The organism is Nitrosospira sp. TNL200, assembly GCF_055386305.1.
In genome coordinates this window covers 1,809,060-1,823,092 of the sequence record NZ_AP041003.1, presented here as the reverse complement: position 1 = coordinate 1,823,092, position 14,033 = coordinate 1,809,060, and the positions used below count along the sequence as shown (strand labels likewise).

At 58.7% G+C, this 14,033-nt stretch carries 9 protein-coding genes; 5 read left to right on the top strand and 4 right to left on the bottom strand.

Going from position 1 to position 14,033, the window contains the following annotated elements:
• Positions 1-314: 314 nt before the first annotated feature.
• The 4 genes from ACZ5CE_RS08130 to ACZ5CE_RS08115 all read right to left on the bottom strand — a co-directional run bounded on the left by ACZ5CE_RS08130 (position 315) and on the right by ACZ5CE_RS08115 (position 5,326).
• Positions 315-3,323, bottom strand: coding sequence for an energy-coupling factor transporter transmembrane component T family protein (locus ACZ5CE_RS08130; protein WP_464574384.1), 3,009 nt, complete (start codon positions 3,321-3,323; stop codon positions 315-317).
• Between the two features lie 236 nt (positions 3,324-3,559).
• Positions 3,560-4,246, bottom strand: a complete 687-nt coding sequence (locus ACZ5CE_RS08125) for an endonuclease/exonuclease/phosphatase family protein (RefSeq protein ID WP_464574383.1) — start codon at positions 4,244-4,246, stop codon at positions 3,560-3,562.
• Between the two features lie 138 nt (positions 4,247-4,384).
• A complete protein-coding gene (locus ACZ5CE_RS08120) occupies positions 4,385-4,876 on the bottom strand; it encodes a CYTH domain-containing protein (RefSeq protein ID WP_464574381.1) in 492 nt (163 codons plus the stop codon).
• A gap of 42 nt (positions 4,877-4,918) precedes the next feature.
• Positions 4,919-5,326 carry a hypothetical protein gene (locus tag ACZ5CE_RS08115; RefSeq protein WP_464574380.1) on the bottom strand — a complete coding sequence of 136 codons (408 nt, stop codon included), beginning with the start codon at positions 5,324-5,326 and terminating at the stop codon, positions 4,919-4,921.
• Between the two features lie 421 nt (positions 5,327-5,747).
• Here ACZ5CE_RS08115 and glgP point away from each other — a divergent pair, with 421 nt between their 5' ends.
• The 5 genes from glgP (at position 5,748) to ACZ5CE_RS08090 (ending at position 14,031) form a co-directional block, all read left to right on the top strand.
• Positions 5,748-8,294, top strand: coding sequence for an alpha-glucan family phosphorylase (gene glgP, locus ACZ5CE_RS08110; RefSeq protein ID WP_464574379.1), 2,547 nt, complete (start codon positions 5,748-5,750; stop codon positions 8,292-8,294).
• A 125-nt stretch (positions 8,295-8,419) separates the two neighbouring features.
• Positions 8,420-10,633 (top strand): transketolase, encoded by a 2,214-nt coding sequence (gene tkt / locus ACZ5CE_RS08105; RefSeq protein ID WP_464574378.1) that lies wholly within the window; start codon positions 8,420-8,422, stop codon positions 10,631-10,633.
• 247 nt (positions 10,634-10,880) lie between these two features.
• Positions 10,881-11,171 carry an EexN family lipoprotein gene (locus ACZ5CE_RS08100; protein ID WP_464574377.1) on the top strand — a complete coding sequence of 97 codons (291 nt, stop codon included), beginning with the start codon at positions 10,881-10,883 and terminating at the stop codon, positions 11,169-11,171.
• 594 nt (positions 11,172-11,765) lie between these two features.
• Positions 11,766-13,670: a PAS domain-containing sensor histidine kinase gene (locus tag ACZ5CE_RS08095; RefSeq protein WP_464574376.1), complete on the top strand. Its 1,905-nt coding sequence runs from the start codon at positions 11,766-11,768 to the stop codon at positions 13,668-13,670.
• A complete protein-coding gene (locus tag ACZ5CE_RS08090) occupies positions 13,609-14,031 on the top strand; it encodes a response regulator (RefSeq protein ID WP_464574375.1) in 423 nt (140 codons plus the stop codon). Before ACZ5CE_RS08095 ends, ACZ5CE_RS08090 begins: the two co-directional genes overlap by 62 nt.
• Positions 14,032-14,033 lie beyond the last annotated feature (2 nt).

The window sequence follows — 14,033 nt, the reverse complement described above, 5'->3', positions numbered from 1 at the left end:
GAAGAGTGGGAAGCAGTTTCGAGTATGCCCGGGATTGCGACGCAAATCAGTAGATGTAGGTCGGATTAGCGCAGCGTAATCCGACGGGGCGGCTTTTGTGCCAAGGGTGGAATGGGCGTGACAATAACGAACAGTCGGAATTGTCGGATTACGCTGCGCTAATCCGACCTACAAAAATGATGCCGCAACGCGGATACATTGAATGAACAGAATTGTTACCCCGGCCGTGTTTCGTGTTGAATTGCTGTGACAATGCCATCTTTATAGCCATGAAATGAGTTGGCATGCCATATGAGTTGCTCCGTTTTTCCGGACTACCCGAATAACTTGAGATACTCGCCGGCAAAAAGACTGATAGAGGCCAGTACTATCAATAACGCCTGCATCACGGGCTGCTCGAGCATGGGCTGGAATGCGCCTTCGTCGATCGTATCCAGTCTCTTTAGCGTATCCTTTTTTCTATCCCAGGTGCAACTCGCGTTCACGGTCCTGTTCTGCACATCCTTCCTGATGGAAAGCCTGAGCTTGTTGGCCTCGTGGCGCAGCATGAAGCCGGAAAAGAAGAGAACCGAGATGGCGACCCCAAAGGTGAGGGCCTTGCTGAGCGGGAGGTCCTGGTTGTCGAAATAGGTGATCTTGGCAAACAGCATGAGGACAATGCAAAGCATGGGGTAATAGATGAGCTTGTCCACGGCCTGGGTACGTTTCGCGACCACCTCGACCATGTCCTCAAGGGACTCGAGCAGACTATTCGTGCATGCTTGCCTAGGCCACGGAGCGTGCATCCGCGAATGGTGCTTGCGCAGCTTTTTGATCCAGTAATAGTTGAGCCTTACCGCGTCCAGTACGAAAAACAGCAGGAGCATGGTCACAACAAAGCTGAGGACACCTATCCAGGAAGCCGGATCACGATCCCCTCGCCAAGGCAATGGCCAGGGTGGCAGCAGGTAAACCAGCAGGGTTTCGATGACTGCAAAGATCAGCCACATAGCGATAACGCGTGCCAACCGGTAACCAAAGCGGCCTAAGTAGAAATATCTCAGCCACATTCCGGATCTATTATCTATACGTTTGTCATTTTCAGCCCAATGCTTGATGGAGACTTTCTCCCAAAACCATACAACATAAACGATTGCAATGGTCACGAGGATTACCAAGCACGCCAACAAGGTAAGTTCCGATGGGTAAACGTCATTCCATGCGTAAGCAATAATCGTCACTGCAAGAACACCGAATGTTAGCCATCCCCTTAAGCTGCGCACCCTGCTTGACCAGGTGGTGTATGGGCGTATGCTTGTCCACAACTGACATTGATCCTGTCCCGGATCATAAACGCCATAAACTGAAACAGGCCGCAGCCAGCCCCGAAAATACTGGTCGCTCAGGCGGTAAAAATTTTTGTCGAGGTCGCACATGGTTAAAACAAAAAAGGCACCCGCCCATAGCATCGCAATGATTTGCAAGAGTACGGTGGGCCAGAGGCTGACGCCATCGCTAAAGCTGAGCGGTTCTCCTGATTCGTTTGTCCACAAAATATCCGTGCCTAAACCAAAAGCGATGGCGAATACCCAGAAGGTGCCAACAAAAAAGTATCTGGATAGGATTCCGGACCAGGGACGAATGGCCCAGTGAAACCCGAGAAGGGAAACCGCGATCCCTAACAGGAGCCAGAGCCGGTTTTTGGTATTTACCCGAGAATTATCGGGAGGATGGTAGCCTAAATCCTCTGGAGGACCCAGACGAACAAAACCGTTCCGGCCGACTTCAAAAATCCCGGGAAAGGTGTTTTCTGATTGGCTGATACTACTGGCATTGCCATCCGCAATGCTGCGAGTGCGGTAAAAGATATTGGTCTGCTGGCTATCCCGAAAGGGAGGAAATTGTGCCTGTAATGCTTCGTTAAGCAGCAGATCGAAGTGCGAGGCGACAACGAGGTTACGAGTCGAGCGCCAATGCTTGGGATAAAGCATCTGCGCATCCAGATCGGTGGTGAGAATCAGCAGATGCGGCATCTTCTCGCGCAAGGCCTCGATTATCAGCAGCTTGTCATTGAAGTCACTACCCAGGATGACTACCGCCTTGGCGCCGCTATCGCGTTTATCAAAATCCACGGTATCGTGCACATTCCTGATTTCCTCAGCCAATCGGTGGAAGTAATCCATCTGGCCCGGCCCGACAGGCAGCGGTGGCGGCCGATGCAGATCGATTACGGATACATGTTCAGGCTTGTCTGCCGACTGCTCTTCATTTTTATCTTTTTTATCCTGGTTGCCGGTCTTTTTCGGATTGCCATCCGAACCTTTCAGGTAGAAAATTTTTCTTATTTTATCTGAGGTGGTTGCGCCACTTGCGTTACTACATCTCGACTTGCCAGACTCTTTTTTTTCAAAAGATTCTCCAAGGAGTTTCGTGAGGCCGCTGGCAAGTTTGTCTGCATTCCCCGAACCTTGTTCCATTATGATCATCAGCTCCGACGGGTTTTTAATGCAGCGAAGCTCCATCTCATCAGCAAGCTTTTTAGCAAGCCCCTGGTTGTCTGTTTCACTTTCCATTCCGGCGGGTTTGATGAGTTCGATGTTCCTTTTAAGGCAAGGGATTTTTTCTTTTATCTGTTTTGAGCGCTCGTCCCCAAGAATGCTGTTCACATCAAAGATATAAAGTTTTTCCAGTGGAGGGATTATTTTTTCTGATGAAAGCAGTTCTTCGAGAGCGTGATTACGGCTGGCGAATACTTCACTGTCGATCCAGGCAACAACGATATCCGGTCGGGAATTGCTTTCGGGACCATATTTATAATGCTCCAAGCGCATGTCATATTCGCGACTGTTCTCCCGGATGGAGCAAAAATGCAGCCGGTCGGGTTCTTGCGGACGGTAGCCCGATTCTATGAGGCCTGCAACGACAGCGTAGCGTTGCCGGGTCCGCATCTCCTTGTTTTCCACGGTGCCCGGTGTGACTTTTACCAACGGGGCCAGAATTTTTACCGATCTCTTCTTGGCAGAAATGTCAGAAATTATTTTTTCCAGCGAGGCCTGGCACGTCAGATCCTTTTTGGCTTTCTCAGATTTTTTATCAGGTTTTGTTTCCTTCACCGCCCGGTCCCATGCTTCAAATGCGCCGCCCGACTCGGCGGCGGGATCGAATCCGAAAGGATCCTTCCACAGCCAGGCTTCATAAGTATCTCCCGTGACGCGCGGTGCTTGGCGCTGGGGATAGGGGTCGAAGGGAGGGGAGCTGTCGATCGGGCGGTTGTACCAGATCAGAACGCCGAATATGACAAGCAGAGCCAGTCCCGCAAGCGGCTCTTTTACCGGTGGCATCATCTGGCGGTAACCCCCGGATCATGATTTTTGCTTGGTGCGAATGGCGGCATGATCGGGCGATAATCTTTCCAGGATCAAGGGCGAAAGGCGACGGCATCTCTTCCAGGCAAACAAGCGTAGCAATCTCAATATAGTTTATTTCCCAGGGAGTATCAGTGCCGTTGTCGGGTTACGCTGGCGCTAACCCGACCTACAAAATCTATTTGAGGGGGATATCGAGACCCGATCCCCTTTCTTCAGATTTCGATGATGCCCTTCAGGGGAAGATGGTGGGAGGCGATGCGGGCAAGCTTGCTGACATGCGCTTCCACTGCGGTGAGCTTGCGGCGCGGGTGCACCCAGACGCGATCGAGCGCCATGAACGGCCGGCGGGAAGGGAAGGTCGCCCGGTGCGGGGTTTGCTTGAAGTGCGCCTGCAGCCAGCGCAGGGGCCTTCCCCACAGGAACCACTCATTGAGGTCTCCCAGCAGCACGTAGACGTCCTTGGAGCCGATATCGAACAGGTTCAGCAACTGGCGCACCTGCTGGCGCCGCTCCCAGGGCTTCAGCCCAAGGTGTGTCGCCACGACCTGCAAGCGGCGCCCGTTCGAACCAAGAGTCACGTCGAGCGCGCCGCGCGCCTCGTGGCCGGGCAGGGTGAGATCCACCCGGTTTATCGCCAGGATAGGCAGCCGCGTCAATAGCGCATTTCCGTAATGCCGCGTATCCCGCAGGAGGGTAGGGCCGGCGATAGGGGTCAGGCCTGTTTTTTCGGCGAGGTAGTCCAGCAGGTCGGAGCCATTGATTTCGTGATGCTCGACTTCCTGCAGCGCCACGACATCGGCATCGAGTTCGCGCAGCACGTCCACGGTGCGGTCCGGCTCGAAGCGGCCATCCGCGCCGATGCAGGCATGGATATTGTAGGTGGCGAGCGTCAGGTTCATATGCCTTCTCCTCTACGCTTCTTATATGATACCCGTGAATTCCCAGGGTTCACGGTTTTTATGCCGGTGTGCCGCAAGGCTGTGCCCAGCGGGTTTTCGCCGGATTTGCCAGAGTTGACGGATTTGCCGCCTGGGGATTCATGGCGTCCCGCGTTCAGATTTCCACCGGCTGTATGGATGACGCACCAGGCTGGCGTTGTAATAGCGGGGGTCGTGCGTCACCTCCACGTCAACCCACGGCGGCCTGGGGAAAGCCTGGTTCGCGCTTTCCAGCTCGATCTCCGCTATGATCAACCCGGCGTTGTCTCCGTAAAATTCGTCAACCTCCCACAGAAACCTCTGGTGCTCGACACGATGCCTGCGTTTCTCGATTAAAGGGTGCAGGCACAGAAAATCCAGCATTTCCTCCGCATCGGCAATGGGAACGGGATATTCGTATTCGGATCGGGAAGCTTCCCGGGTAATACCCTTGATAGTGAGCCAGGCGTCGCCGCCGGCGATCCGCACGCGGACGGTACGCTCCTTATCGAGCGAGAGATAGCCCTGCCGTATCTCCAGACAGGGGGCTTTCCGCCAGGCTGCGGATTCATTTTCGTCCACCCGGAATTTCCGCTCGATTTCCTTGCTCATGATGTCCGTTTTCAGCTCGTTGCCGTTCGGGTACGGGAGGTATCAGGCTTGATCATCGCTGATTGGGCTCGGGCGAAGGTTCGGCAATTCCGTTGAAAGGGGTTCGAGCGTCATTATGATTGCTGGCGGACTGACGACATGGACCATTACCCCTTCCGCCGGCAGGCCATCGGCAATCCGGGCGATCCCCTCCAGTCCCTTGATCGATGCGACCGTGGCGAGCAGTTCCCGCCCTCCGGAAACATCCACCGCCTCGGGATGGCCGGGCGGCGCGCCGGGATGAAATACGCTGAACAGCGAGTGGTTATAGTTGGCCGGCAGCGTGATCTTCACCTGCCTGGCCTGGTCCAGCAGCCGCGGCGCATTGGCGATGGTTTCCTGTCCATGCCAGGGCAGTTCGATCAGCGGTTCCTTGTCCATTTTCGACTCCCTATCCTGTTCGGGTTTCATCGCTCTTGCACTGCTCCGTCCTGCCCAGGCTGCCGGCACCCGGATCATCCCGGCGAAAACTCTTCAATAATATGAAGCTTCCGCTGGCCATTTCCGTTCGCTGCCGTACACAGGGTATACAGGGTACACGGGGCATGGATACGGCTTCATGGAATAGGGGGAGATATGGGGAGATTGCAGCGAGGCAACGTTTGCCGGCGTATCGGAATGGATGGGTGCTGGCGATTCCGGCGCCAGTGCTGCCTGCCTGCGCCCCGCAGGTTCCGAGGCGGCTTGAGATGACCTCGGGCAGCCCGGGGCAGCCTGGGGTGGCTTGACGTGAAGACGGCAAAGGGTAAACTATTCCCTGGCAGCAATGGATTGCCGCACTTCCCCGCACCTTTCGTGCGCATTTTGCGCATCTTCCGTGACAGGAGGCCGCATGACCGACCAGACCAGGGGCAAGCAGCTATATAGTCTTCATCCTGCGCCCGACCTTGAAGGGTACGATTCTCTGGCGGAACTCGCGCTCGACATGCGGACTTCATGGAACCACAGCGCCGACCACATATGGGAGCAACTGGAATCCGCACTGTGGAAGCTCACGCGCAATCCCTGGGTGGTGTTGCAGACTGTCTCCCAGGAAAAACTCGGGCAGTGCCTTGCCGATCCGGCTTTCTCCGCCAATCTGGCCGACCTGGTGCAGGACCGGCGCGGCACGCTGGCTGCGCCAACCTGGTTCGAGCAAAATCATCCGCAAGCGCCGCTGAAATGCGTCGCCTATTTCTGCATGGAATTCATGCTGAGCGAAGCGTTGCCCATCTATTCGGGGGGGCTGGGCAATGTGGCGGGCGACCAGCTCAAGACTGCCAGTGAACTGGGCGTTCCGGTAATAGGCATCGGCTTGCTATACCAGCAAGGGTATTTCCGGCAGGTGATCGGCAAGGATGGCGAACAGCAGGCGCTTTTTCCCTACAACGATCCGGGCCAGCTTCCGATCACGCCGCTGCGCCGCGCCAACGGGGAATGGCTGCGGCTGGAATTCCGGTTGCCGGGATATTCGCTCTGGTTGCGCACCTGGCAGGTCCAGGTGGGAAAGACGACGCTTTATCTGCTGGACAGCAACGACGCTGCGAATTATCCCGCTTATCGCGGCATTACCAGCGAATTGTACGGCGGCGGCCCGGAATTGCGCCTTCAGCAGGAAATAGTGCTGGGAATCGGTGGGTGGCAACTGCTTGCCGAACTGGGCATCAAGCCGGAGGTTTGCCATTTGAACGAGGGCCATGCGGCTTTCGCTGTCCTGGAGCGTGCCTGGTCGTGCATGCGGGAGACCGGGCATGATTTCAGGACTGCCCTGGCCATCACGCGGGCGGGCAATCTGTTCACTACCCACACGGCAGTTGCCGCCGGCTTCGACCGCTTCGCGCCGGAACTGATCGAGCATTATCTCGGAGATTACGCGACGCGCAAGCTTGGCATCAGTTGCCGCGAGTTGCTGGCGCTGGGGCGCAGGAATGCCGATGATGCATCCGAGCCTTTCAATATGGCCTATCTCGCCATGAGCGGCAGCGCGGCGGTGAACGCAGTCAGCTGCCTGCACGGCAGGGTGAGCCGGCACCTTTTCGGGTCTTTTTTCCCGCACTGGCCGATCAACGAAGTGCCCGTCGGCCATGTGACCAATGGCGTGCACGTGCCAACCTGGGACTCGGCGGCGGCGGATCGGCTCTGGACCGATGTTTGCGGCAAAGACCGGTGGATCGACACGACAGAGCCGCTGGAACCGAAGATCCTGAACATGTCCGATGCCGATCTCTGGCAGTTCCGCTGCGATAGCAGCAAGAAGCTGGTCGAATTCGTCCGGCGGGAGCTGTCGGTGCAACTGGCGGTCGGCGGTGAGCCACCTGAAGCGGTCGAGGCGGCGAAGGGACTGCTCGATCCGGATGCCCTGACTCTCGGATTCGCCCGCCGCTTCGCCACCTACAAAAGGCCCGATCTGCTGCTGCACGATCGTGAGCGCCTGCTGGCGCTGTTGTCCAATCCCCGGCGCCGGGTGCAGCTCATCATAGCTGGCAAGGCGCATCCCGCCGATGAAGCGGGCAAGGCCCTCATCCGGGAATGGGTAGACTTCATCCGCCATACCGGAGCGCGGGCTTCCATCACCTTCCTCAGCGATTATGACATGCACTTGACGGAGCAACTGGTGCAGGGCGTGGACGTATGGCTGAACACGCCGCGCCGCCCGTGGGAAGCATGCGGGACCAGCGGGATGAAGGTGCTGGTCAACGGCGGCATCAATCTTTCGGTGCTGGACGGATGGTGGGCGGAAGCCTATACGCCGGAGGTGGGCTGGGCGTTGGGGGACGGCAAGGAGCACGGCGACGATCCCGCCTGGGATGCATTCGAAGCCGACCAGCTTTACGACCTGCTGGAGCAACAGGTGATACCCGAATTTTATACGCGCGACCAGCAGGGAATCCCCACCGCCTGGGTCACGCGCATGCGCAAAAGCATGGCGCAACTGACACCGCGTTTCGCGGCCAGCCGCGCGGTGCGGGAGTATACGGAGCGCCACTACCTGCCATCCGCTTCAGCCTACCTCAAGCGCAGCGCCGACAATGGCGCGCTTGGCGCGCGGATAGCCGGCTGGCAGTCGGAGCTCAGGCAGAAATGGGGAGGGCTGCATTTCGGCGATGCGTCCGTGGAAACCGAGGGCGGGCAGCACGTATTCGTGGTGCATGCCTATCTCAACGGCCTGGACCCTGAAGCGGTCCGGGTCGAGCTCTATGCAGAGGAGCTTCCAGGTGACGCTCCCGTGCGCCTGGAGATGCAGCGCATGCATCGGCTGGTGGCCGCGGCCACGGGTTATGCCTACGTCGCACACGTACCGGGGGAGCGGCCGGCATCGGATTACACTGCCCGGCTCATTCCGCGCCATGACGATATCTGTATCCCGCTGGAAGCCTCCCAGATCCTGTGGCAGCGCTGATCGCGGACACGCATGACTTGTTCAGAAGTTCCCTGGCATCGGTAATCGTGCCCTGCCGCACAGAGCCCGGGAGTTTATCGTGAGAGTCTGGATGCAACTCTAGACGCAACCAACGGGGGAACAATATGGCGATTCAATCAAGCGCGGACCAGGCGAGAGACCAGGCGTCAGCAGAGCAGAAATCCGTTCAAGCCGGCAAGGCGCTGGATGAGCTGTGCATCAATACCATTCGCTTCCTTTCCGTCGATGCGGTGCAGAAGGCGAATTCCGGCCATCCGGGTTTGCCCATGGGAGCGGCCGCCATGGCCTATGTGCTATGGACGCGCTACCTGAAGTACAACCCGCGCGATCCGCAGTGGCCGGACAGGGACCGTTTCGTGCTGTCGGCCGGGCATGGTTCGATGCTTCTCTACAGCCTGCTGCATCTCACCGGCTATGATTTGCCGCTGGATGAAATCAAGCGCTTCCGCCAGTGGGGCAGCCACACGCCGGGGCATCCCGAGCGCAGCCATCACACACCGGGCGTGGAGGTTTCCACGGGCCCGCTCGGGCAGGGTTTCGGCAATGGCGTGGGCATGGCTATTGCCGAAGCCTGGCTCGCAGCCCGTTATAACCGTCCGGATCACACCATCGTGGATCATTACACTTATGCGCTCGTCTCGGATGGCGACCTAATGGAAGGCGTGGCTTCCGAGGCTGCCTCGCTCGCGGGGCATCTGCGCCTGGGCAAACTCATCTATCTCTACGACCAGAACCACGTGACGCTGGCGGGAGGGACCGGCCTCACGTTTACCGAAGATGTTGCCCGGCGGTTCGAAGCCTATGGATGGCATACCCGCAAGGTGCCGGACGGCAACGATACCGATGACGTGGCCGCCGCGCTGGCCGAGGCGCGTGCGGAAAAGGACCGGCCCTCGCTGTTGCTGATGCATACCCATATTGGCTATGGCAGCCCGGATAAACAGGATAGTTTTCATGCGCATGGCTCCCCGCTGGGTGAGGAGGAGGTGGCGAAGACAAAGAAGGCGCTGGGCTGGCCAGAAAGCCCCGATTTTTACCTGCCGCCCGAGGCGGTATCGCACTTCCGGGAGGCCATCGGCCGCGGGGCGCAAGCGCAGCAGGCGTGGCAGCGGCGCCTGGATGCCTACCGCAAGGCTTTTCCGGCGGAAGCAGAGGAATGGGATGCCGTCATGGAAGGACGATTGCCTGCGGACCTCGAATCCGGAATGCCCCAATGGAAGCCGGGGGACAAGCCGGTTTCGACGCGCGTGGCCGCCGGGCAGGCGCTGAACGCGTTGGCCGCGCGCATTCCGAACATCGTCGGCGGCTCGGCCGATCTGAACCCCTCGACCAATACGGCGCTGAAAGGGCAGGGCGATTTCCAGCCTCCCGAGGACCCGGCTGATCCGGTCAATCCGGCTGATTCCGCTGCTGCTGGCAAGGTGGAAGTCGAGGGGGCGGTCGGGGGGACATGGAGCTATGGGGGCCGCAACATCGCGTTTGGCGTGCGCGAGCATGCCATGGGTGCGGCCGTGAACGGCATGGCGGCCCACGGAGGCGTGCTGCCGTTCAGCGCGACGTTCCTGGTTTTTTCGGATTACATGAAGCCATCCATACGTCTGGGCGCGCTCATGGGTTTGCGGGTGGTTTACGTTTTTACCCACGACAGCATCGCAGTGGGGGAGGATGGCCCGACACACGAGCCCATCGAGCATCTTGCGGGCCTGCGGGCGATTCCCGGCCTGACGGTCATCCGTCCAGCGGATGCGACCGAGGCTGCGGAAGCGTGGGTGCTGGCGGTGCAGCGCGCGACACCGACTTTGCTGGTGCTGTCGCGCCAGAATCTTGCCATCCTCGACCGTTCGCACTCCCGGAACACGGGAGTGACAAGGGGAGGCTATGTCCTTGCCGATGCCGGGGACGGCGCGCCGCAGGTGCTGCTGATCGGGACGGGTTCCGAGGTCGGCCTTTGCGTCAAGGCGCAGGCGCGGCTGAAAGAGCTGGGCGTGGGGGCGCGGGTAGTGAGCCTGCCGAGCTGGGAAATTTTCGCCGAGCAGGATGAGGCTTACCGCGAGCAGGTGCTTCCAGGGTCGGTGCGGAAACGCGTGACCGTTGAAGCGGGCGCAACGCTGGGATGGGAGCGGTTCGCCGGAGCGGAAGGGACCATGATTGGCATCGACCATTTCGGCGCTTCCGCTCCCGGCGAGGAGAACATGAAGCACTTCGGCTTCACGGCAGAGCATGTCACTGCCGCGGCGCTGCGGCTTCTGGGTCGCGAGAACGATGCGGCGCGGGAAGGCGGCCAGACTCAACAACCACCGGCTAAAGCTGGTGATTAGGGTTGCGGACTGGAAGTCCGGATACGCATCGCCTGAACGACGCGTCCTGATCGGGTTTCATTTTGAGATCGTCCGTAGCGGCAGTGGACTGTAGGATGGTTGAGCAAAGTGTAACCCATCATTTTCCTGGTGCTGGGTAGCTGCTTTTTGATGGGTTGCGTTTCACTCCACCCATCCTACGTAAACTGGGTCGCAAGAACGATGCGGCCAGATAAGGGGAGCGGATAAAACCTGACGGGATCTCATCATGAAAACAAAGTTGGAAATCATTTTCGTTGCGGTGGGCGCATGCGCCGCTTTAGTGGCGGGGTGCGGCACCCGCAGTGGAGAAGGAACAGTGCGTCCGGTCGACTGGTACGAAAAAAATGCCGCTGAGCGCGAGGCCAAGCTGGCCGAATGCAGGGCCAATCCCGGTTTGCTCGACGGAACCCCCGATTGCATCAATGCCAGCCGCGCGGCCAACAACGCAAACGCCGAGGCTAAATGGGCGACCGAAAAGGAAGGCGTAAGAACGGAGCCGTCAATTCCGCCGCCATAATCGGAGGGCGCGGCCTCGCTCAGAATTGCGGGACGGGCGAGCAAAGCGCAATCCACCAAAAACATCTATCCAGTACCAGGATGGGTAGCGCTTTGCTTCACCCATCCACGCAAGCTATGCAAGCTGGAATCGCCACGGCCCGCGGGAGCGCAAGGTTCGAGCCCTGGCCGGGGAGCCAATGAATCAAGTGGCTTGCCTGCTCATTTCCTCCCATTGCCCGCGTCTTTTTTTCTTCTTTTGCTGACACGTCCCCGATCTTGAACTATCCTGATGGCATGGCGACAAAGTTTCACACGCCTGTCATCTCTTGATGGGGTTTATCCGTTTATGAATACTGAAAGCTCAGGTGGTTTCTGAACAAGTCCGTGGGAACCTGCATGGAGTTGCTTGAATATCCTGGATCTCCGATGCTTCAGTACCGGCGCCTCAAGTGCCCGGGCGCTCCAGAGCTTCGGTACCCTGAGTGATCCGGCTATCTCCTGTATCCTGTGTTACCGTGCCCGAAGTATCCTATGTATCTGATGACCTGACGATATGGCAAGAACCCATCGCTTTCCGCTCCGCCCGCCGGCAGACGATCCGGGGAGGAGTTCCATGAGCGTGCAGCCGGACAACGAGGCGCGGTTTTGCGCGCTGGTCGAGGCTTCTGCCCAGATCGTATGGGCAACGGACGCCAACGGGCTCATTGTCGAGGATTCTCCCTCCTGGCGGACTTACACGGGGCAAACCTTCGAGGAATGGAGAACATCCGGCTGGCTGGATTGCGTTCATCCGGACGATAGGGAAAGCGCGGAGGGAAGCTGGCAGGAAGCGGTGAGAAACCAGCGGCCGTTTTACCACGAGTACCGCATCCGCCATGTGAGTGGCGAGTGGCGCTGGACCGCGGGAGGCGCTGTGCCGCTGACGGCGCCGGACGGAAAAACGTCGGGCTGGGTTGGAATGAACACCGATATCACCGAGCGGAAGAATGTCGAGATGGAGCGCGACCGGGCCAATGCCCTGCTTACCACCATACTCGACAGTAGCCCGGATGTAATTCTTGCCAAGGATCGCGAAGGGCGCTACCTTGCGCTGAACGAGGCGACGGCACGGATCCTCGGGCTTCCCATGGCCGAGGTGATAGGCCGAACCGATGGGGAAATCTCGAAGCCGGAATTGGCCGAACCGATCATGGAAGTAGACCGCGGGGTGATGCAGTCGGGGAAGACCATATCGATCGACGAGCAGTATCCCGACCCGGGCGGCAAGGTCCATTTCTTTCAATCCATCAAGGCCCCGCTTCGCGACGAGGCCGGTACGCCGATGGGCATCGTCGTGGTTTCGCGTGACGTGACCAAGCAAAAGCAGGCGGAAGAAGCCCTGTGCAAGAGCGAAGAAGAATTTCGCACGCTCGCCGACAACATTTCGCAGCTCGCCTGGATGACGGATGAATCAGGCTCGGTATTCTGGTACAACCAACGATGGTATGACTATACCGGCACCACATTCGAGACCATGCGGGGGTGGGGCTGGCGGGCTGTTCATCATCCCGGGCACGTGGAACGGGTCGTCGCGCATATCAGGCACTGCTTCGAAACCGGCATGACCTGGGAGGATACGTTTCCGCTGCGCGGCAGGGATGGAACCTACCGGTGGTTTCTCTCCCATGCGCTGCCCATCCGCGAAGGGGACCGGATCATCCGCTGGTTCGGAACCAATACCGATATCACCGAGCGCCTGAAAACCGAGCAGGAACTGCGGCGCGCCAATGATGACCTGGAGCAGTTCGCCTATTCCGTGAGCCACGATCTGCAGGAGCCCTTGAGAAGCGTCAGCATCTACAGCGAGCTTCTCATCAGGCGATGCGCGGACCGGCTGGATGGCGAAGCGCAGGAGCTTCTCAGGTACCTGGCCGAAGGGGCGGCGCGCATGGAGGTGCTCGTGGGCGACCTGCTCGAATATACCCGCGTCGTCAAGCTCGATGTCTCCACTGATAAAACGGACGCCAACTCCGTGCTGGCGACCGTGCTCTCCAATCTCGCCGAGACCATGGCCGGCCTCGATGCAAAAGTAATATCGGGTGAGCTGCCCGAAGTGCGGGCATCTCCCGTCCACCTGCAGCAGATTCTCCAGAACCTTATCTCAAATGCGCTAAGATATCGCGGCAGGGAATCTCCTGTCGTGCATGTGGATGCCACGCAGCATGATGGCGGGTACGCGCTATTCTCCGTAAAGGACAATGGCATCGGTTTCGAACCTCAATTCAAGGAGCAGATCTTTGGACTCTTCAAACGACTTCACACCAGCACGGAATATCCGGGAACCGGCCTCGGCCTCGCGATCTGCCGGCGAATCGTGGAACGGTACCGCGGCCGCATCTGGGCCGAATCCACGCCAGGGGAGGGATCAACTTTTTACTTCACGCTGCCGCGACGGCTCCCAAGAATGCTTTCCCATCATGCTCGTCGAGGACAACCAGGCGGACGTGTTTCTCATGCGGGAGGCGCTGGAAGCGGCTGAAATTGCCGCCAGCCTTCATGTAGTGAGCGACGGCGAAATGGCAATGCGGTATATCGACGAGCTGAATGCAGACGGCTCGGGCGACTGCCCGGCCCTCGTGCTGCTCGACCTGAATCTTCCCAAGGTTTCAGGAATAGAGGTGCTGGAATACCTGCGGCGCAGCAGCAAATGCAGGCAATCCCTGGTGGTGGTGGTTTCCTCATCGGACTCGGTGATAGATCGCGCCGAGGCTGCCAGCATGGGCGCCGACGCCTATTTTCGCAAGCCTTCGGGCTACGAGGCCTATCTCAAGATAGGCGAGATCGCCAAGGACCTGCTGCTGATGGATCCACCGGCGGAATCGCCGGAAATGTCCTATTGAAA